Below are 20,952 nucleotides of genomic sequence, written 5' to 3' on the forward strand. Positions count from 1 at the left end.
GCTGAAATGAAAAAATTATTATTTTTAAGTGCTATTGCATTGTCACTATCTGGATGTAACTTAGACAATGATCCGACAGAGGAGGAGCTTACACATGAATACCTCTCTGATCACGTAGGTCTATATGAAACAGCCTATGAGCTTGAAGGACACGCAATGTTAGCGCGCCTTGCGGTGAGTGATTTAGGTGCTACTTTGGTGTTAACAAATGATACGGAAGTTTCAATTAGCCTATCCGCAGAAGTTGTAGATCAAAATTTAGAGTTTGCTTCACAGCAAAGTTGTACTGATGTTGGTTCCGGCTTTAGCTGTACTCTTACTTCGCAAACAATTAATTTAGCACGTATTGATACTCGCCATTATACTGCGGTTAACCAATTAGCTGGAGATTACAGAGTTATTGCTGACGAACAAGTAGTCGATATAAACCTTGATAGCCAAGGTACTTTCGTAGCTCAGTTTCAAGGTTGTAATATAACGGGAACAATTAGCACTGAAAATACATTTTTTAGTGTTACCCCAGCTGCCAACTCTTGTGGATCGGAGCATGCTGTTGGCGTTGCTTTCAGTAACAATTATGAGTTTGATCCAACAAGCTTGGAAGTGTATTTACCGGGTAGTGTTTTGTCTGGTGAATGGGTGAAAATGTAATAGCGATAAAAAAGCCGACGCAAGTCGGCTTTTCTATCTAAGTAGCTATTACTTATAAAAAACTTCTACAGTGCCTTTTACTTTCATAAGTAAAGGCTGGCCGCGACGGTCAAGTGCTTTAGGTGCTGCGATTTTGATCCAACCTTCGCTGATACAGTACTCTTCCACGTCAAAACGCTCTTTGCCATTAAGAGTTACACCAATTTCATGTTCGAAAACTTCTTCTACATAAAACTTGCTGCGCGGGTTGATAGATAATTGGTCTGGTAACTCTGGTTTATTTGTATCAGTCATAATTGTGATCTGCATTGAATAGATTGTGCGCTATTGTAGGCAATACAAGCCTTAGGCTCAATATACTGATTAAAATAAATTAACTGCAGACTTGTTCCGATTGCTTGATGCAGTGGTTAATTATTTCATCACGAGTGAGGTCACTTTCAAAGCAGTAATCAAAGCGCATAGTGAGATTAGTTGCTTGTTCTTGCTCAGGCCAATGCCATTTACGCACGAGTTGTCGAGTGGCTGTTTGCAGTTGGCGACCATAACGTTTTGGATCAGTATTATTTATTTTAATATTTTTCACTGTGCCATTTTTTGAAATAACAAAGCTGGTTTCTGCACATCCTTTCCCCTGAATATTTAATAGTTCAAGTGGGTATTCATGATTGGGGATCTTCTGTAGCCGGTGCCACACACCTTGTTGATCTAGGAATTGAGCTTGGATGTCTGCAATGGGCCTTTTATCAGAAATATCATTGCTTTGTGAAGAAGCAGCAAATGAAAAAATTAAGCAGGTGGAGTACACGATAGTTTTCATAATCATCCTTAAATATTGCTCAGAAGTACAACTTTAGCGCATTCTATTTATGATTAATAGCTTGGGTTTTAGGCTGATTTATTTCTTTAAATTGAATGTTATAGTATATCATTAACGTTGCAGTATGTTATATTATATCCAAATTAACCGAGCAATTATAAAAGTGGATCATGAAGTACTCAGCATTAACTCTCACATTTTTAGCAATTTCTTACGGCTCCGCTGCTTCTGAGTCAGATATAGAAACCATCACCATTGCACATAAGCAAGCCTTTCGGGGTGATATTCCGCTTAAAGAGCTACCGCAGTCAATTACCACATTAAGTAAAGAAATGATGGTTGATAATGGCATTACCAAGTTTAGAGATGCTCTGGATTTTTCAGCGAGTATTTCTCGTAAAAATAACGGCGGTGCACTGTGGGATAGCTATTCTATTCGCGGTTTGTCAGGTAATGAAAATATGCCGTCGGGTTACTTAATCAATGGCTTTAGTGGTGGTAGAGGGTTTGCGGGTCCACGTGACGTGTCAAATATTGATTATATTGAAGTACTAAAAGGGCCCGGTTCGGCTTTATATGGTCGCTCTGAGCCTGGCGGCACAATCAACATTATTACTAAAAAGCCGCAGTTTTATCAGCAAGGCCAATTAAAAGCAGAGCTTGGTAGTGATAATCATAAACGTGTGCAAGGTGATTACACTAACGGCCTTACAGATGATATCGCTTTTCGAGTCAACGGGGCATGGCAAGATAGCGACAGTTTTCGTGATTACGTACATCACGATAAGTTTGTGATTACGCCTTCGCTTTATTATCAACTTAACGACAAGTCATCATTAACATACGAATTTGAATATGTTGATCAGCAACAAATGTATGACCGTGGCATTGTCGTTCTTAACGATAATTTTGATACTGTGCCTGAAAACCGCTTCTTAGGTAATCCAAACGATGGCCCTACTAAGGTTCATTCACGTGGTCATCAACTAAGTTATGACTATGATATTAGTAGTGATTGGACATTATTACTGGGTGCAAACTACCGTACAGCAACGTTAAATGGCTATTCTTCTGATGCGGAACTTTCGCCATCACGTCAATCATTGTTTGATGATGGCCACACCTTAACCCGCCAACATCGCTATCGAGATTATGAGTCTGAGGATTTAAGCTTGCGTTTTGAGCTCAGTGGTAACTTTGAGTTAGCGGGTATCACTAATCACGTTTTGCTTGGTGCTGATGCTTATGATTACGAACTTCGTACAGGGCTGTATCGTTATCGTGGTGGCAATGGCACGTATACCATTGATATTTATGAGCCAAATTACAGTACTGGCCCTGGTCCTGATGTTGAAATGCAGTATGAAAACAACGAACAGCAAAACGCATACGGTATCTACATGCAAGATCAGCTAGATATTACCGAGCGCTTTAAAGTGATGGTGGGTTTGCGTTTTGATGAGATTGAACAAGACATCTTCGAAACTAAGTCAGGTGTTGCCTCAAATAGTAAAGAAAACAGAGTCAGTCCTCGCTTTGGTATGGTGTATGAGCTAAACGATGCGATTAATCTTTATACCAGTTATTCAGAAGGTTTTTTGCCATTAAGTGGCACTGACGCACAAGGCGAACCGTTTGGTTTTGAAGAAAGTGACTCGTTTGAAGTGGGCATGAAGTTTAGCTTTGAAAAAATTAGCGGCACTATTGCATTATTCGATGCCAGTAAGAGCAATATGTTGGTTGCCGATCCGGTGAACGTTGGCTATTCCGCACCAGTAGGTAAAGCGACAAGTAAAGGTTTTGAAGTTGATGTAACAGGTAATTTAGGAGCTAATACTGAGTACACAGTGTCTTATGCCTATGTAAAAGCTGAAACAGCGAACGATGTAGTTAATGTTGATTGGTTAGTACCAATTCCCAAAGGCAGCCCTTTAGTTAATGTACCTGAAAATAACTTTTCGCTTTCACTAAATCATGATGCCCGTGTATTTGAACAAGACATCAAAATTGGTGGGCATTATCAATATATTTCAGACCGACTCGGCGACCCTGCTGATTTAACGTTCCGCTTACCGAGTTATCAGTTAGTGGGTTTATTTGCTAAATGGCAAGCAACCGATCGTACGGCAGTGTCACTGAATGCTGATAATGTATTCGATGAAAGTTATATCGCCAGTAGTTACAACGCTTTATGGGCTTATCCTGGTGCGCCAACCCAGTTTAAGCTAGGTTTATCTTATGACTTCTGAGCAAATTAAAAACCGTATTCATAGTATCGACATCATGCGTGGTGTGGTTATTTTACTAATGCTTGTTGACCACGTTCGTGAACGGTTCTTTTTGCATATGCAGGTGTCTGATCCTATGGATGTAGACACCACCAGCCCAGGGCTTTTCTGGAGTCGCTTTGCGGCGCACTTTTGTGCGCCCACCTTCATATTTTTAACCGGACTTTCGGCGTGGCTTTACAGCCACCCAGCGAATGGTGTTGCGCGCTCAGCCCGTAGCTTTTTGATTAAACGGGGGCTGTTTTTAATCGCACTTGAAATCACGGTTATTTGTTTTTCATGGATGGGCTACTTTCACACTATTTGGTTGCAAGTCATGTGGGCAATTGGGTTGTGTATGCTCACGCTCGCGCTGCTTATTAACTTGCCGCAACGGGTGTTATTGATGTTAGGTTTACTCATTGTATTTGGTCACAACTTACTTACACCAATTAGTTTTAGCCCTGATGAATGGGGTTATACCCTGTGGACTATATTGCACGATCGCGGTTATATTTCTCAGGGTGGCTTAATTGATGTAAAAATTAGTTATCCCGTATTGCCTTGGATTGGGGTTATTTTATTAGGTTACTGTGCAGGCCCTATATATGCTCCTAGTCGCGATAGCGATGATAGAAAGCAGTGGCTAGTCGGTTTAGGCTTAGCTTGTGTGGCACTGTTTGCTATTTTACGTGGTTTTAATATTTATGGTGAAACTTTGCCTTGGCAACAGTTTGCAAGCAGTTCTGAAACCTTAATGTCAGTATTTAATGTGACTAAATACCCGCCATCGTTAAGCTTTTTACTTATAACGCTCGCAATGATGTTTTTTGGTTTATGGCTATTTGAGCGACCGTTAAATCGCTTTTTAAATGCACTGCGTACCTTTGGCTCGGTGCCAATGTTCTTCTATATTGTGCACCTTTATGCGTTACTTGTACTTTATGCAATTGGTCATGCCATTTATGGTGCTAATCAAGGGCGTTATTTTGGGGTGGATCACATTGGCTGGATTTGGCTTATCGCCGCCTTATTAGCTCTAGCACTTTATTGGCCCACTCAATGGTTTAGTGCCTATAAACGCAAAAGTAAAAAGCCGTGGTTAAAGTATTTATAAATTACCCGCAATCGTTATAACGCAGCATGTTTATCCATGTGCTATACCTTAGCTTCGGATTAGCCATAACAAGGATAATTAACATGAAGAAATTAAGCCTAAGCTTCGCATTACTGCTACCGTTTGCTGTTAATGCGGGTATTACTGACCCTGATTGCACCGCTGAAAAAGCGGTAAAAAGTGCTGCGACTAAAGCCGCTATTGGGGTGGGTGGGCGTTGTAATCCTGCCGAGACTGCAAAAGATAGCGCTGGCAAAGTGATAGAAAATGCCCTACCAGATGACGGTGTTGCAGGAAAAGCAGTTGATAAAGCAACTGGCCGTAACGACACGCTTAAAGACAAAGCGGCAGATGCTGTTGATGAAAAAGTAGACGAAATTGTGCCAGACAAGCTGCAAAAAGACAACGATGGCAAAAACATCAAAAAGACAGTAAAAAAGAAAATAGAGTAAGCGGTGTTAACACCGCTTAATTTAAACCTTACTGACAAAGCCTTCGTTAAGCACTCTAACTTCGCGTTGTGGGAATGGAATTGCAATATCATGCGCTTTGAGAGTTTCTAATATGATTAGCAATAAGTCGCCACCAACGCGATTTTTACCATCATCTATGCCTTGCATCCAAAATTCCACAAACATATTAATCCCGTTATCTCCAAAGCTATCTATTTCGCAATCAGGGCGTTCTTCAAATGGCACATCAGGGCCACTAATAACTTGAGGGTGCTCAGCAACCGCGTCTTTAATAATCTCGACCATGGCGCGAACATCAGTGGCGTATGCCACACTAAAATCGACACGATAACGTTGTTTAGGATCTTTGTGCGTCCAGTTTGTGAGTAAAGACGAAATGAATGTTTCGTTAGGGACTAGTATGTCTTTACCGTCATAGGTTTCAAGAATAGCATGGCGCATCTTGAACTCTCTTACAAAGCCACTTTTACCGTTTTCTAGCTCAACAAAATCACCAATGGTGAGAGATTTATCGAGCAAAATAATAATACCAGAAATAAAATTAGAGGCGATTGATTGCAGCCCTAAGCCAAGGCCGACACCTAGCGCGCCGCCAAACACTGCCAATGCAGTAAGATTTACTCCCATTATATTCAGTAGCAACAATGCGATAATGCAAAATAAGCCAACTTCAAAGAGTTTCGTAAATACTTCGCGGGTACTGATATCCAGTGTTTGCTGATTACGAATGATAACTTTACCAACATTACTAGATGCTCGGCCTAGCCAAAATAAAATAGCGCCAAAAAATAACACCCGAGTCAGCCCATATAAACTGACTTGAATATTACCTAGGTTTATAGAAACTCCTTCAAGAGCTTTAATAAATACCGGTAAAAAGCCAAGTAAGTGCAATAGTAATATAGGCAAACCAACCAGCTTAAATAGCGCTGACATAAAGGGGCTATTAACAAACTCTTTAATAATAGAGTAAGCAAACAATAAGATGGCAATGCTGAGTGCAGTATTCATTAACCATACTTGCAGATCCGCAGTGAGACCTATAGAAGTAAATATTTTCAGTAAAATGATTGCTGCCAGCGGGTAGACGATATTACTGAGTCGAAACAGCATAATGTTGATCGGATGTTCTGACGCTACTTTAGTATGCTTATCGACTCGCTTCTTTACTGTTTTTGAATAAATCCAGTAGGCTACAGCATAGCTGGCGATGATCACCAGTATCTGTAGATAGGTTGCTGGTTGGCTAAGCATTGATTGGATCAATAACCAAACAGACTCAAATTGTTTGGAAAAAAACTCACTATCCATAAAAAAGACTTTTTTAGGTAAATTCAGATGCTTTACTATGGCTGATAAGTTTGAAAATTTACAGAATAATTAACGACACTTTTAAAGCTTATTATGTTAACTAGATGGCGTGTTTAACAAAACACTGATAAATGACTTAGGATTATAACGCCAGTATTTCATCGCGGTTACTCGGTGACCACGCTTTCTCTGCTGCTTGTTGTTGTGTTAGCCAAACAAAGTCAGTGTGCTCATTAGGATCTAACACAATAGTGATATCATCCGGCACGCAAATACTAAACACATGTTCAGTATTGACTAACGCGTTGGCTTGATAGCGATGTCGCCATGATTCCCTAATCGTATATTGATTCGTTTTTTTGTGATCTTGCATAGTCAGACCCAGCGCGCGGGCATCTATCCCTGTTTCTTCTAAAAGCTCTCGATACGCTGTTGTTATAGGCGTTTCGCCTTCATCAATCCCCCCTGTTACAGATTGCCAAAAGTTGGCATCATCAGTGCGTTGGATCAGTAAGCAATCTTTATTTTTTTTATAAATAACAACCAGTACAGAGAAGGGTTTGCGAAGTGGTTGATTATCTAACAAAGTGGAACCTCAAAGACAGTATGTTCCATGAGTGTACCTGAGCATGAATTATTTAACTAGCCAGATCACTTAGCTAATAACCAGATGCCTAGTAGCAGCAACAGGAAATTCATCATTCTTAAGAACTGTGCGGTATTGAGCTTGCTTTGTAACCAAATCCCTAAACGGTTGCCTATAAAAGCAATAGGCAAGCTAGCTAGGGCTATTAATACCCATTTTACTTCGATTAAACCAAGGCTAATAAAGCCAATTAGTTTGATGGTATTCATCATTGCAAAAATAATCGCAACAGTGGCTACAAAACGTTTTGGGGGGAGTTGAATGGTACTGAAATACATAATCAGTGGCGGTCCTCCCGCATGTATTAAAGTGCTGGTAATACCGGCTAAACCACCCATAGATAACGCACCTATACGGCTATTTAGGGCGCTTAAGGTAAATTGGCTAAAGGCTAAGCTGCGAATAGCAAACACAATACATAAAATAGCAATTGTGGTTTTTATAAACGCCGCATCAAGCCAGCCAATTAGAATGTGAGCCGTTATAACACCAGCTAATAAACCTGGCAGTAAGCGTTTAAGTTGTTTTATATCCCATTGTTGCCAGTAACTTTTTAAGCTAAACACATCGGCAACTATAAGTACGGGCAGCATTAAACCAATTGCAGCCACAGGTGGCATAATAAGCATAAGGATAGGCACAGAGAACACACCAAGCGCACCGGCAAATCCAGATTTAGATACGCCGGTAAGTAATACCACAAATGCGATGATCGCGAGGGTTGTAGCTGTCATTAACTTCCTTATTTAAGCTGGTAAATCAAACCATAATGCCTCTAGCTGGTCTTTAGCTGTGAGTGTTACGCGCTGTTCACTATTTAAGGCAAATGCATCGCCTGAGCTAAAGGTATCAGCATCGGCCTCAACAGAGCCTGATATTACATGAAAATACCCTTTACGATGGTTGGTTTGCAAGTCATATGTTTGCCCAGCAGTTAACTGTAAACGGTATAAACTGGCATCTTGATTTATACTAACGCTGCCTTGTTCGCCGCTTGGTGTGACCAGTGGAGTGAGGGGCGCAGTTTGAATAATGCTTTTTTGTTCATAACTTGGCGTGATACCGCGCAATTTAGGTTGGATCCAAATTTGTAAGAAATGCGCTGTTTCTGAGTTCGAAGCATTATACTCGCTATGCATGATACCACTGCCTGCGCTCATGCGCTGAATGTCTCCTGCGGGCACGCTGTATTCATTGCCTGTGCTGTCTTTATGTTTTAATGCACCCGCAATGACATAAGAGATAATCTCCATATCACGATGCCCGTGAGTCGCAAAGCCTTGACCAGGGCTGAGCTTATCTTCATTAATTACTCTAAGAGTTGAAAACCCCATATGTTTTGGATCAAGGTAACGGCCAAATGAAAAGCTATGCTTACTTTGCAGCCAGCCAAAATTTGCTTGTCCACGTTCGTGTGCTTTGCGTATATAGTGCATAACTTAACTCCTGATCAGATGCTAACTTTAATAACAGCAGTATAAGTTTTATGTGAAAGATTAAAATCGCTTTTAAAAGGACTATTCATTCTATTTAATAGAATGAAAGCCCTTAGTTAATTAACAATCAAGTTCAGCCTGCATTACTTGATAGCGTAACTCACCAATGAATGTACGAGCGGCTGGGCCGAGACGGTCACTGTCTTTAAAGAGCAAGTGAAGCATGGCACTGCGTTTGCTATTGTGGCTAAGGTTTAGGGGTTTGAGTTGATTTTGAGCTAATTGATTGACGATCGCTGTGCTAGGCAGCCAAGCAAAGCCCAAGCCGTTGCTGATCATGTCGATAGAAGTACGCATATGACTGACAGTCCAGCGTTGGTCAGCACCTAGCCAGCCACCGTCTTGCTTATTATGTAAGGCTGAATCGCGGACCACAATTTGCCGGTGCGATTTCAAGTCTTCAAGGGTGATAGGTCGGGTGATGCTATGTAGGGCATGATCTGGGTGTGCAACAGCCGTAAACTCGATATTGCATAACTCTTCACTAAATCCGGCTTTGCCAGTAAACCCCGATATTGCAATATCTACATTGGTGTTCTCTAGTAATTCATTCGCGCCAGTTAACACTGATTCGTGTAGTTCAATGCGTAATAATGGATACATGGCTGAGGTGTTATTGAGCACTTTATAAAGTAGTGCTTGGGGAAATATTTCATCGACTGCAATACGTAGCTTGCTTTCAATCCCTTCACTTAAAGTATGGCCAACGGCTTCGACTTTTGCGGCTTCCTCGAGTAGATAATTGGCGCGGCGAAGTATCATTTCGCCAGCTTCGGTGATCACCGTTTTTCGGCCTGCGATGGTAAATAGTTTGACCCCTAGCGCGGTTTCAATTTTACCAACCGAATTATGAATACTCGATTGGCTTTTATGAATCTTTTGCGCCGCTTGGTTAAAGCCACCATGCTCCACAACGGCTCTAAACATACGCCACTGTTCTAAAGTTATTCTAAGCATTTTTATTATGGTCCTCGCAATCGCCTTGATCACAGGTATTTAATGATTGGCGTGCTTGTTTATCTTGGTTGAGTACTTGCTTTAAGTCTTCAGTACGTTGGCGTACCGCTACACCATAGCTGTGGTCGTCGCCCCATAGTTTGGCCAGTTGTATAACAGAAGCACGGTCATGCTCTCTAAATAAGTGCCCAGCACGTTGTGCATCTTGCGTTGAATTACCTAGCAGTTGCAACGTTTCAACGCCTAAGTTGATAGCTGAATCAACGGTTTCACGGTTAAAGGCGTCGACTTCTAATTGTAGTAACTGATAAGCATGGCGGCGGTCAATTGCACGAGCAACAATTTTTAATTGTGGGAAATGTTTACGCGCAAGTTTCACTATTTCGAGGGTTTTATCCGCATTATCGATAGCAATTACTAATAATTGAGCTGTATCAGCACCTGCTGCTTCGAGCAGCTCTTTACGCGCGGCATCACCATAATGTACGGTGTTACCAAAGCGGCGCAGCAAATCAATTTGGCTCGGACTGTGATCAAGCACGCTGATATCATAACCTTGGGTACTCAATAAGCGTCCTATAATTTGCCCGAAGCGACCGTAACCGGCGATGATCACATGCTTTGCTGGGCTGATTTGCTCAGGTTTATCAAAATCAGGTTTGGTTGTTGTGTTGTGGCGCTTTTGGAGTGTGTCGTAAAGCATTAAAAGTAATGGCGCGATCAGCATGGAAATTGCCACTACCAAAGTAGTTAAGCTGCTTTGCTCTGGCGTTAATATTTGCAATGTATTAGTCATAGTAAGGAGTACAAAGGCAAACTCACCGCCTTGTGCAAGTGCTAAGGTAAATAACAGCTGGTGGCTGTGATGAATTTTAAAAATACGTGCCAGTGTATATAACACCGCAGCTTTAACTAATATCAGAGCAACAACAAGCAATGCCACTATCGCAAACTGGTTAAATAACAAGCCAAAATCAATCGATGCGCCCACTGCTACAAAGAATAAGCCTAGTAACAAGCCTTTAAAAGGCTCTATGTCGGCCTCTAACTCGTGACGAAACTCACTTTCAGCTAACACCACACCGGCTAAAAAAGTACCAAGAGCAGGTGATAGACCAACGTTTTGCATAATAAGCGCAATAGCCACTACTAAAAATAACGCAAATACGGTGAATATTTCCCGCATACGGGTTTCAGCAATGTATCTAAATAATGGCGCTGAAATGTATTTGCCAGCGAGTATTATGGCTGCAATTACTGTCACTGAAGCGCTAACTTGCCCCCATACCGGCCAATCAGCAGTTAGTGAGTGGCTCATATTGGTGGTGTTTAATTGTGGCTCAAACGCCAATAGTGGCAATAAAGCTAAAATGGGAATAACCGCAATATCTTGAAATAACAATACCGAAAATGCGTTTTGCCCAGCTTCATTCTTTAGCCAGCCTTTTTCTTCAAGGCTTTGTAATACAATGGCGGTTGAAGAAAGCGCCAGCATTAAACCGATTGCCAAAGCACTTTGCCACTGCATTGCAAGTAGCCAATAACTTATTGCAAAAATCACGGCTGCAGTAAGAATAACTTGCAGGCCACCAAGTCCTAAAATTGAATGGCGCAGTTTCCATAAACGAGCAGGCTGTAATTCAAGGCCAACGAGAAACAGCATCATCACTACACCAAACTCAGCAAAGTGCATTACTGAAGTTTGATCGCCCACTAAACCTAATATAAATGGGCCGATTAAAATACCAGCTAGTAAATAGCCAAGCACGGAGCCAAGCCCAAGGCGTTTAGCGATTGGCACCGCAACAATGGCTGCAGCTAAATAAATTAATGCAATTTCTAACATGGATATCCTTTGATAATGCAGGCTAACTTATTCCTAGTATGCCTTAAATTTTGCAAAGAAATAGAGCCCAGTGTGGTTATTGCTCTGGACTCTTATTATGTGAAAGGTTAAGACGGACGGTTTAACAATAGATGATCAATACTAAATTTGCCCGCACCGTGACTTGCTAATGCTAAGAAGCCACCGGCTATAGTGATATTTTTATAAAACATTAAAAACTGTATTTGATCATCCAGTTGAAAGTGAAATAACAAGGCACTTACAACACTAAAAGCGGCAAAGGCAATGGCGGTTAGTTGCGTTAAAAACCCCAGTACTATCAATAGACCACCAATTAGTTCAAAGGCGATAACCAGCGGCAACAAAAATTCAGGTAAGCCCGCGGTTGTCATATACTGAGCTGTAGCATCAAAATATTGTATTTTGCTAAAGCTCGTTAAGATAAATAAAGTTGCCAGACCCACACGGGCAAATAAGCTGCTAATATTAGTGAGTGTTGGGTGTTTTGTAATAAGCGTTAAAATGTTCATATTGTTAATTCCTGTTGTTTATTATGCAGTACTACTGCGATGAATTAAGTTTATGTTCATTCTATGAGGATGAAAATTAGTTATTTTATTGTGTATCATTCTGTTTAAGAGAATGTTGCTGGTAAGGGATTAAAATGCACACTACGTTATTTTATAAAATCATACTGATAGCTATGTTTATGCTGGTTGTCTTAACGCAACCGATAAGTGCAGGGCAGCATCAGGTTGTGTTTGATCCTGAGTCCAGTACTCAGCGAGTAGAATTTGAGCAGCAGATCACAGGGAATGAGTTTAACGATTATTTAGTAAGCGGTAATGCTGGTGATATTCTTAATGTAACTCTTACACCTTCAAATTTAAGCAATAATTTTAATATTTTACCCGCAGATAGCAGCCAAGCTGTGTTTATTGGCTCAATTGAGGGGCATTATGTAAAGCATCAACTTGCTAAAGATGGTGATTATATTGTGCGAGTTTATTTAATGCGTAATGCGGCTCGACGTAATGAAAGCAGCAATTACAAACTCACAATTATCAAACATGTGGATGGCAATATGCCCACAAAAACCATGCATCCAAGTTGGGACGGGGATGGTGATGGGATGAATGATTGTGAGAATGATGGCAGTTGTGACCACACGATTGATTACACCAAAGCGCGGCCACAAAAAGGGCTGTAAATTAGTCTAGCTTTACTGGGCCATTGATGTTGTCGATGCTCAAATCACCAGAGCCATCGTCAATAATGGTTAAGCCTTTGGCGTGATTAACACGAATACTGCCAGAGCTATCCTCAATAGTGACTAGGCCATTTACATGTTCAACATAAATATCACCTGATTCATCTTCAATGTTGATGTAACTGCCTAACTGTTCAGCAGAAATACTGCCCGAGTTATCGTCAATATCTACGCTGCCAGTGATATTGGTAAGGGTTATATCACCTGAGTCATCTTCAATAGTCATATTGCCAGCAACGTTACGTGCAGTAATACTGCCAGAGTCATCACTGATCTCGACATTGCCAGTAATATTTTGCAGGTCTATATCGCCTGAATCGTCATCAATCGTGACGTGATGACCTTGATCAATACGAATGCTGCCTGAGTCATCATCGATATCAATATTACCCTGTACACCAGCAATATTGATATCACCGGAATCATCATCAATATCTAAATTAAATGAACTTGGCACAGTAATAACTAAATCAATACTAGGTGAATTGCCTTGGTACACCACCATACCTGATGGGTTGTGGTTTTTGGCGACTAATATTGCTTTGTCGCCTTTGTGTTCAAGAGTTAGCGTATAAGGGTCATCACTTTTTGCTGAATAAATCGTTGCATTTACTGTGATTTCAGTCGCAGTGCTTGAGCCAATGACTTTAAGCGAGCCTGCTTCAGCTTCAATGTCGAGTTGTTGTAATTGTACGGCCGATATTGAGCGTTGCTGCTGTTGCTGCATATTGGCTGATGAGGTTGAGACATGCACAATACAGCCACTGAGTAGTAGTAAGCTGGCGGCGATAGGTAGTGATTTAGTTAGTAAAGACAGAGATTTATTCGTCATTTTAGCGCACTCGTTTTTAGTTAGACATTCCATATACGCTAGTAATAGCAAAAACGAAGCCAAAATTTAAGTTTTTGTTTTATAATTGGTTTTGTTATGTAGATAAAACTTACTGACTATAAAGTAGTGTATAGCGCTAACGAGTAGTGAAAATGAAAGTGGTTAGCAAGCGCTAACCACTCGGTTATAAGTTAATTATTCTGGCGCTACATCTAAGGTAGTAAATAATGAATAGCGTACGCTATCGATACCTTTTTCAGATGAATCTTCGCTCACGCTTGCTTCAATCAGGTATAAACCTGGGTGTTGCCATGTATTAGTGAAAAAGCCGTCTTTATCTGTGGTTACTTTAACTTCGCCACGCTCATTACGGTAACGAGTGTCACCTTTTAAAATAGCAAGTTCTACGTTTGCTGCAGGTTTGCCATCTTTTAATAATTGAAAACGCGCCTCTTCACCAACAAATAAATCATTAGGGTGAGTTGGGCCGCTGATCTCTAAGCCCTGACCAAGTAGCGCTGGTTTTGAAGTACCGTTACGACTTACAAATGTATCTACAGTTGCGATTGATTTTGTCGTTCTAATATCAGTGGCGCCAGCTGGTATATCTTTGCTGTCCTTAGGACCAAATACACGACCGCGCTCGCCTTTTGCATCTTTATAAAAAGTCATTATGCGTGGCTCTTGGCTCATCGCAATATGGTAAGTACCTTCGCTGCTTAGTTTAACTGCAGCAGAATTTTTACGTTGTAGGTAGTAAGCGCGAATTTTATCACTGACAGGCTGACCATCAGGACCAAGTGCCATGATCAGGTTATCATCATATTCTGCGCCTTTTTGCTCAGGGCGATATGCTTTGTCTGGCGCAAAAATTTCATTGGAGATACTGGCATCAATCATTACATAATGGGCTTTATCACCAGAAAGAGATGTATGCGACGGCACTAACCAGCGAGCATGAGCATTAGCATAACTAGATGCGAGGGCAGTAAACGTAAGTGCGCCAATAAAAGCGCTTTTTAGTAAATTGATTTTCATGATCTTTCCTTATTTAAATAATGTGTAGCATTTGTTTTACTTGCTAGTTATTTAATGCTGCTATTTAGCTTTGATAGTGACGAAGCTTTGTGAAAACTCTTTAGTGCCATCAATGGTAATTTTGCCATCTTTACTTAAATCAAGCTCAACACGGGTGTAATCTCGGCCTCCTTCTTCACGTACAACTTCTAAATTAAGTAGGTATGTTCCAGCAGTAACTGCTTTGCCTGCTAAGTCAGTGCCATCCCAGTTAATTGTGTATGTTCCTGGGCGTTTTGTAGCGCCAGTGACACCGTCAAAGTTAGCGTCGCTTTTTCCTGCTTTACGCCACCATTGACGTAGGTCTTTAAACCATTCTGCTTTCTCAACCCATAGTGCAACTGTGGTGACGTGTTTGCGCTCAGGTGTTTCTAACCATACAGCCACATAAGGGCGATGATAAGGCTGTACGTCTAGATCAGGTAGAGTAAGTTCAATTTCAAGCTCTGTAGCATGCGCTTGATGTTGAAATAAAGCGGCTGTAAATAATACAACAGCAGCAATTAGGGTATTAAGTTTTAGCATTAAGACACTCCTTTTAGTTGCGGAACCCAGCATAAATAAATGACTGCCGGTGTCGCGATCCCAAGCACTGTTAGCCATATTCCTACTAAGCGTTTTTTTCTATTTTGAAATAAGATAATCATGCCGGTGATAGCAAATAGAATCATTAATATTGCAGATATATCAATGACCCAACTCCATGCCTCGCCGGTATGGCGACCTTTATGTAGATCGCCAATAAGGCTTAAAAAACCACCTGTTTGATATTCGAGATTCAATTCACCGCTAATAAAATCAAGTTCAGCAAAGGCAAAACCTGCAGGCAGTGGGTAGTCGAGCATTACCAGCGCATCTTCTTTTTCCCAATCAATACTTTTTACTTTTGTTAGGCCATGTTCAGCAGCTAAATAAGCCTCTATTTGCGGGTATAAAGAGGGAAGCGTGTCTATATTTGTTTTTGCTTGTGCGATTAGTTCTGTTGGCAGTTGGATGGTGAGTTGACCATCATCTTTGTCGCCTTCAAGCCAATCTACATGGTTAAGAACAATGCCACTTACACAAAATAAGATCAGTAAAAACAGCAGTGCAGTTGATAGGTAAATATGTAACGCACGGCTGGTGCTATATAAAGTTCGTTTATTTATTAACGGCATAAATAATGTAGTTGCTAAGCTATAATTGCTATATGGTAATCATTTGCATTAGCTATAACAACTTTATTTACGAACTTTACATTTGTGTTGCTATACATACGTTGCTATGTAATAGCGCCAGAGACTGGTTTATAGATGATAATAGCGATAGTAATACCATGGATAAGCACAGCCATAAAAATACACAAAAGTTTAATTTGTTTTTGTTTCATCACGTTACATTGCGGCTGTGTGAGAGCCGAAGGGCGCGATATCAAGTAAATCATCACCACAGACTCGATTACTGCGATAAGGTAAATAACCCAACCCGCAGGATCTGACATGAGTAACAATATAAAGCCTAATGACATACCTAAGCCCGCATACCACTTTGCTTTGGTGGGGACAATTTTGTGATCCTGCCAATGTCGCAATGTTGTGCCATAACGAGGATGGTTCAGCAACCAAGTCGCAAGTTTTGGCGATGAGCGGGTAAAACACGCTAGTGCCAAAATGAAAAAAATAGTGGTGGGCATAACAGGTAAAACAATGCCTACAATACCAAGCCCAACAAGGATTAAACCAAGTAGTTGGTAGCCAATATTTTTATACGTGACTAAAGTTGCCTTTAAATTCATAAATAGACTTAAGCCTGAAAAGTTAAAAATGGGACGATGCGGTTAATCAATAGTACAAGATGACGACATACACTGTCACGCCAAGCCCTCAACACCATAAAGCCACCCTAGAGCTGTGGTAAAACCACAGTCAATACTCAGTATTGGTGTAAATGCACACATTGGCAACGGTTGATTTTTGTGGTTCGAGTTGGATTAATATATAACGGCAGCAATGCTTTGCTGCCGCATAATGAAAATTACAGTTTGATTTCTAAGCCTATGGTGACAGTACGTCCAGGTTCTGGGACAGCAACAATTGAGCCTGCAGAAACAGCGTAACGGTCGGTCACATTGGTGATTGAGGTATAAGCACTAAAGCGTGGGCTAAATGTATAGTCTAAATACATATCAAGCTGATAACTAGCAGGAATATACGCTAGTACATTGGCTGCACCTGTGCCTGACAAAAATCCGCCTGGATGAGACTTATCTGAATGTTTTTTATAAATAAAACCAGCATCAAGAGCATCATCAAAGAGGGTGAAGCCAAGTGTTGCTACATAGTTTTTTTCTGGTGGGATACGCAGTGGAGTTAAGCTGCCTGAAAAACCTAAGTTATTACAAGTTGCTACGCCAGCAAGTTCCGCCATTTGTGCAGAGCAAATTTCAATATTCTGATATTTAGTAATGGATGCCGAGGCATATACGTATTGACTCGTATAGTTAAGCAATACCTCTATACCCGGTAAAGTAAAGCTATCGTAATTGGTAAAGGTTGAGGACGTTTCAAGCCACTCAGGCGCCGCAGGATCTAAGTTGGGTAGATTGGCCGTGGCAATCATATCTTTAATTTGCGTATCAAAATAGTTAGCGGCAATGGTTAATGAATCTGTTGTTACTAGCGCTCCACTGAACTGGCTTTCCACACCGACTTCAAATGAATTAGTTTGCTCTGGGGCAACTGGGTAATAAGGAGAGTATGAGAATACCTCATTTGAAACTGTGGTCTCATACACACTCGGCATTCTATAAGCGTGGCTGTATTTTGCTTTTAAGGTCGTATTGCTAAGTAATTGATAATAAAGCTGCGCAGTAAAATCAGTTTTCTCATCAAATTCTTGGCTCAAGCCGGTTTGATAATCTTCAGTTTCAGCATTGTGGATATTGGCATTAAGTACTAATTCTAGCGCGTCGAAGTCTAGCTGCGCATTGGCAAATAAGCTTTGGCTGGTTTGTTTACCGTTACGTGACGTTGTCGTGCCTGACCAAAAGTTGTCTTCAGAGCCTTCTTTTGGTGTGAGCTTTTCATCTTGCCACGAAAACCCCGTTGTTAGTACGGTAGGAATGGAATCTGCAAGTTTAAAAGTCGCTGTATTATAAACACTGACACCGTGACGTCGGTTTGAGTATTCGTGTAAATACTGCAGTGCATTTGGGCCTAAATTCGATCCTAATGCATTGTATTGTTTAAGCTTTGCATTGGTACTCCACAGATTAACCTTTAAATCAACCTTGTTATTATTGGTGGGTAAATAATGGTAAGTTGCGCTGGCGCTATTTACATGGGCAGTACCTGGCTCCCATTGTGGCATGGCTTCAATGCCTTGTGGAATAATACCAAAAGTACCATCGGGTAAGCGCCAGTAATCACCCTCTGTATATTTTAACCAATACGATGCAAGCATTTCACCGGCTTCTTGTTGATGGTGGCGAGTATTTACTTCTACGCTGTGCTCGTCATTAAAAGCGTAATTAAACTTGGCAAGGTAAGACTCACTGGCAAAGCTGGTGTTAACCACTTCTGCACCTTGATTGACGGGAGGCAGTCGTTCAAAGCCGCTATCGGTTACATCAACAAACTGATCATAACCATGACTCCCAGCAAAATAATTGCCGGTTTCTTTTTTACTGTAGGCAAGTACCCCGCTAAAATCATCGCCTTTGTAAGCTGATGCCAGTACCAAGCCGCCATTTTCAAATTGGCTACTGTCTTGATCTTGAGTTACTTGATAATACTCTTGTTGCCAAGGATCATCGCTTATCTCGGGTGTTTTATTGTTGTTGTAAGTTTTTAATTTCATTAACACACCAAACTCTTGGTTGGCGCTTAAAATATCGCTCGGGTTGAGGGTGCTAATTGTGACCGTACCGCCAATAGCACCTGCACCATAAGGTGAAACTCGACTAGAGGCGCCTTTTTCAACACTGACTGTGCTGATCAAATCAGAATCAATATAGGTTCTGTCAGATGTACCCATATAGCCTCGGTTGGTATGGGTTGACTGCAAACTCCCATCAATAAAAACCGGCACACGGCCTTCCCCCTGTACACCACGAATACCAATATCCAGTGCACCAGCTTCATTACGCAGGTTGTTAGCTTCAATACTGGTATGAGTTGAGAAAATATCAGCGTTGGAACTACCTTTAGTACGCTCTAACTGTTCGCGATTGAGGTTGATTTGATCGCCTTTGACAACAATGACTTCGATGTCGTCAGCGTGTTTTGGCTGCTCTGCTAAATTAGCCTGCAAATCAGCGGGAGCAGTTGTTGTGGCTGTTGTGTTAGTACCTTTGAGAATAATAGTGTTGCCCACTATTTCAGCTATTATTGCCGTGCCTTGCAAGGTTTGCGTTAATGCATCGCGTACTGTTTTTTGCCCATACAAAGCGGGTGCTTGCAAGTTATCAAGTAAATTTGCATCTGCGATTAAGCTCATATCAGCTTGTTCAGCGAGTTGGTTAAGTGCTTGGCTAAGTGGTTGTTGAGCAATATTAAAGGTGACTATATTGCTCTGTGCTTGAGCCGCTAAAGGCTGGCTTAACACTAGCCCTAAAGCAAGCGTGAGAGTGGTTAACTTTGAACAGTGTCGCGAAGTGCTGAGCATTGTAATTGTTCCATATAAAGCAAATTGATTTATATGAAAACGAATGAAAATGAGAATCCCTCAATAAATTTTGAGTTTTTTTAAATTAATTAATTTTCACTCATAACCACATGATTATTATTGTTTTTAATTTCTATAGGCAATACGTGGGGAAGAAGATTTAAAAAATTGTCCAGCTCATTAGCATTAAATGTACCTGAAATCATCATGTTTCTAACGCTGAGTTTGGTAAATTCAAAGTTAACATCGTGATAGCGGGTAAACTCAGCACATACTTCGTATAGGGGCACATTGTTAAAGACTAAGCGGCCGTTACGCCACGCATCGACAAGGTGTGGATTTATATTTTGCACCTCGACTCCTTGTTTTGTCAGTACGGCTTGTTGCCCCTGAACTAGTTCAATGAGGTGCTGTGAGTTATCAGTGCTCTGAACTTTTACACGGCCATGATCAACGCTTATCCGCGTGCTATTGCTTTTACTATCAACACTAAAGCGAGTACCTAACACGGTAATATTTGCGCTGTTAGTATTTACAATAAAGGGGCGCTGTGGATCTTTGGCAATATCAAATAAGGCACGACCTTGCTTTAACTGGCTGACTCTTTGCTTAGCATCAAACACTAATAACAGTTGGCTTTGCGCATCCAAACTGAGCTGACTACCATCGGGTAGTTCAAAGTCGATTTGTTCTCCCCGCGCTGATTGATATTGAGCATGAAAACTTGGCAAGTCACTGTTTGGCCAATACTGATAACTGATAAGGCTGATCACCATCAGTGCTGCACAGGCGGCGATAGCCCATATTTTACTCAAGCCTGAGTGCTTGGTTGCATCATTAACTTTGGCTGTTTGTGCATCGTCAAATTTTGCCAGTAGTAGGTTTACTTGCTGAGTTTCTTGATAAGCTGCGTGGTGTGCTGGGCTTTCATTTAGCCAATGCATAAATGCTTGTTGCTGGGTTTTATTTAAACCAGTTCGTTGTAGCTCGAGCCAGTGGTTAGCCTGCTGTTGAAGTTGCAAAGGTGTTTGATGACGGGTCATGATTGTTATTCTCGCACTTATTTCTTTATTGCATCACGGCATGCAAGCATGGCTGTCGCTAAATGTTTTTCCACCATACTTACTGAAATACCCATTTGTTCGGCTACTTGTTGGTAGCTTAGATTTTTAAATTTATACAGCGTAAAGGCTTGTTTAGTTTTCAGTGGCAGCTGATCAATGCAAGTATAAAGTAATTCGAGCTGTTGTTGGCTAGCTAATTTTGCTTCAGGCTCATAATCACAGGGGGCAACGAGTTCGCATTCTATGGGATCAACGAACTTCTGGTTGCGGCGATAATGATCGATCACAATATTTTTAGCTGCGGTAAAAAATAGTGCCCGTTGGTGATTTTCATCGTAGTTTGTTTGATTAATGCGCCCACGGAGTAATCGAGTATAAGCTTCTTGTACTATGTTTTCGGCTTTATCACGACAGCCCACAGAGCGAGAAATAAAGCTTAGAACTTCAGCGTAATGTCGTTCCAATGTGTACCATCCGTTTC

General features: G+C 41.1%; 21 protein-coding genes and 1 pseudogene. 5 read left to right on the forward strand and 17 right to left on the reverse strand.

The features are described from left to right. The first annotated feature begins 6 nt into the window (after window positions 1-6). A complete protein-coding gene (locus KAN5_RS14690) occupies window positions 7-651 on the forward strand; it encodes a hypothetical protein (protein WP_016710279.1) in 645 nt (214 codons plus the stop codon). A 48-nt stretch (window positions 652-699) separates the two neighbouring features. On the opposite strand, the gene KAN5_RS14695 is transcribed toward KAN5_RS14690, so the two are convergent. Both KAN5_RS14695 and KAN5_RS14700 read right to left on the reverse strand, forming a co-directional pair. Then, on the reverse strand, window positions 700-945 hold the full coding sequence (locus KAN5_RS14695; protein ID WP_171039015.1) for a DUF3297 family protein: 246 nt from the start codon (window positions 943-945) through the stop codon (window positions 700-702). Window positions 946-1,024: 79 nt separating this feature from the next. Then, entirely contained in the window at window positions 1,025-1,471 is a 447-nt protein-coding gene (locus KAN5_RS14700) for an energy transducer TonB (RefSeq protein ID WP_016710281.1), read from the reverse strand. Window positions 1,472-1,641: 170 nt separating this feature from the next. Between KAN5_RS14700 and KAN5_RS14705 the strand changes: the two genes are divergently transcribed. The 3 genes from KAN5_RS14705 to KAN5_RS14715 all read left to right on the forward strand — a co-directional run bounded on the left by KAN5_RS14705 (window position 1,642) and on the right by KAN5_RS14715 (window position 5,307). Continuing rightward, window positions 1,642-3,720 carry a TonB-dependent siderophore receptor gene (locus KAN5_RS14705; protein WP_244390005.1) on the forward strand — a complete coding sequence of 693 codons (2,079 nt, stop codon included), beginning with the start codon at window positions 1,642-1,644 and terminating at the stop codon, window positions 3,718-3,720. Next, window positions 3,710-4,855 carry a heparan-alpha-glucosaminide N-acetyltransferase domain-containing protein gene (locus KAN5_RS14710; protein ID WP_244390006.1) on the forward strand — a complete coding sequence of 382 codons (1,146 nt, stop codon included), beginning with the start codon at window positions 3,710-3,712 and terminating at the stop codon, window positions 4,853-4,855. The genes KAN5_RS14705 and KAN5_RS14710 overlap by 11 nt, the downstream gene beginning before the upstream one ends. 83 nt (window positions 4,856-4,938) lie before the next feature. Then, window positions 4,939-5,307, forward strand: coding sequence for a hypothetical protein (locus KAN5_RS14715; protein ID WP_016710284.1), 369 nt, complete (start codon window positions 4,939-4,941; stop codon window positions 5,305-5,307). A gap of 21 nt (window positions 5,308-5,328) precedes the next feature. Here KAN5_RS14715 and KAN5_RS14720 read toward each other — a convergent pair whose 3' ends face one another. The 7 genes from KAN5_RS14720 to KAN5_RS14750 all read right to left on the reverse strand — a co-directional run bounded on the left by KAN5_RS14720 (window position 5,329) and on the right by KAN5_RS14750 (window position 12,114). Continuing rightward, window positions 5,329-6,639 carry a mechanosensitive ion channel domain-containing protein gene (locus KAN5_RS14720; RefSeq protein ID WP_016710285.1) on the reverse strand — a complete coding sequence of 437 codons (1,311 nt, stop codon included), beginning with the start codon at window positions 6,637-6,639 and terminating at the stop codon, window positions 5,329-5,331. 142 nt (window positions 6,640-6,781) lie between these two features. Continuing rightward, window positions 6,782-7,225, reverse strand: a complete 444-nt coding sequence (nudB, locus tag KAN5_RS14725) for a dihydroneopterin triphosphate diphosphatase (RefSeq protein WP_016710286.1) — start codon at window positions 7,223-7,225, stop codon at window positions 6,782-6,784. Between the two features lie 65 nt (window positions 7,226-7,290). Next, window positions 7,291-8,019, reverse strand: coding sequence for a sulfite exporter TauE/SafE family protein (locus KAN5_RS14730; protein ID WP_244390007.1), 729 nt, complete (start codon window positions 8,017-8,019; stop codon window positions 7,291-7,293). Between the two features lie 12 nt (window positions 8,020-8,031). Next, window positions 8,032-8,721 (reverse strand): pirin family protein, encoded by a 690-nt coding sequence (locus KAN5_RS14735; RefSeq protein ID WP_244390008.1) that lies wholly within the window; start codon window positions 8,719-8,721, stop codon window positions 8,032-8,034. A gap of 120 nt (window positions 8,722-8,841) precedes the next feature. Continuing rightward, window positions 8,842-9,738 (reverse strand): LysR family transcriptional regulator, encoded by an 897-nt coding sequence (locus KAN5_RS14740; protein ID WP_016710289.1) that lies wholly within the window; start codon window positions 9,736-9,738, stop codon window positions 8,842-8,844. After that, entirely contained in the window at window positions 9,731-11,584 is a 1,854-nt protein-coding gene (locus KAN5_RS14745) for a monovalent cation:proton antiporter-2 (CPA2) family protein (RefSeq protein ID WP_138555066.1), read from the reverse strand. The genes KAN5_RS14740 and KAN5_RS14745 overlap by 8 nt, the downstream gene beginning before the upstream one ends. Window positions 11,585-11,691: 107 nt before the next feature. After that, a complete protein-coding gene (locus tag KAN5_RS14750) occupies window positions 11,692-12,114 on the reverse strand; it encodes a DoxX family protein (protein ID WP_016710291.1) in 423 nt (140 codons plus the stop codon). Window positions 12,115-12,248: 134 nt separating this feature from the next. On the opposite strand from KAN5_RS14750, the gene KAN5_RS14755 reads away from it, so the two are divergent. After that, on the forward strand, window positions 12,249-12,794 hold the full coding sequence (locus KAN5_RS14755) for a hypothetical protein (protein ID WP_244390009.1): 546 nt from the start codon (window positions 12,249-12,251) through the stop codon (window positions 12,792-12,794). Between the two features lies 1 nt (window position 12,795). Here the strand turns inward: KAN5_RS14755 and KAN5_RS14760 are convergent, their stop codons facing one another. From KAN5_RS14760 to KAN5_RS14795, 8 genes and pseudogenes are all read right to left on the reverse strand, one after another. Next, window positions 12,796-13,686 (reverse strand): DUF4097 domain-containing protein, encoded by an 891-nt coding sequence (locus KAN5_RS14760; RefSeq protein ID WP_244390010.1) that lies wholly within the window; start codon window positions 13,684-13,686, stop codon window positions 12,796-12,798. Between the two features lie 195 nt (window positions 13,687-13,881). Next, window positions 13,882-14,724, reverse strand: coding sequence for a DUF4198 domain-containing protein (locus tag KAN5_RS14765; protein ID WP_016710294.1), 843 nt, complete (start codon window positions 14,722-14,724; stop codon window positions 13,882-13,884). 60 nt (window positions 14,725-14,784) lie between these two features. Continuing rightward, on the reverse strand, window positions 14,785-15,288 hold the full coding sequence (locus KAN5_RS14770; RefSeq protein WP_016710295.1) for a DUF2271 domain-containing protein: 504 nt from the start codon (window positions 15,286-15,288) through the stop codon (window positions 14,785-14,787). Beyond that, window positions 15,288-15,920, reverse strand: coding sequence for a PepSY-associated TM helix domain-containing protein (locus KAN5_RS14775; RefSeq protein ID WP_016710296.1), 633 nt, complete (start codon window positions 15,918-15,920; stop codon window positions 15,288-15,290). Before KAN5_RS14775 ends, KAN5_RS14770 begins: the two co-directional genes overlap by 1 nt. Before the next feature lie 236 nt (window positions 15,921-16,156). After that, window positions 16,157-16,537 (reverse strand): annotated as a pseudogene (locus KAN5_RS14780) (YbaN family protein); the annotation flags it as partial. A gap of 239 nt (window positions 16,538-16,776) precedes the next feature. Continuing rightward, on the reverse strand, window positions 16,777-19,407 hold the full coding sequence (locus KAN5_RS14785) for a TonB-dependent receptor (protein WP_138555060.1): 2,631 nt from the start codon (window positions 19,405-19,407) through the stop codon (window positions 16,777-16,779). An 89-nt stretch (window positions 19,408-19,496) separates the two neighbouring features. Continuing rightward, window positions 19,497-20,450: a FecR domain-containing protein gene (locus KAN5_RS14790; protein ID WP_244390011.1), complete on the reverse strand. Its 954-nt coding sequence runs from the start codon at window positions 20,448-20,450 to the stop codon at window positions 19,497-19,499. A gap of 17 nt (window positions 20,451-20,467) precedes the next feature. After that, window positions 20,468-20,935 carry a sigma-70 family RNA polymerase sigma factor gene (locus KAN5_RS14795; protein ID WP_016710300.1) on the reverse strand — a complete coding sequence of 156 codons (468 nt, stop codon included), beginning with the start codon at window positions 20,933-20,935 and terminating at the stop codon, window positions 20,468-20,470. Window positions 20,936-20,952: the final 17 nt, after the last annotated feature.

This window comes from Pseudoalteromonas sp. KAN5 (assembly GCF_022846535.1).
Lineage (GTDB): Bacteria > Pseudomonadota > Gammaproteobacteria > Enterobacterales > Alteromonadaceae > Pseudoalteromonas > Pseudoalteromonas haloplanktis.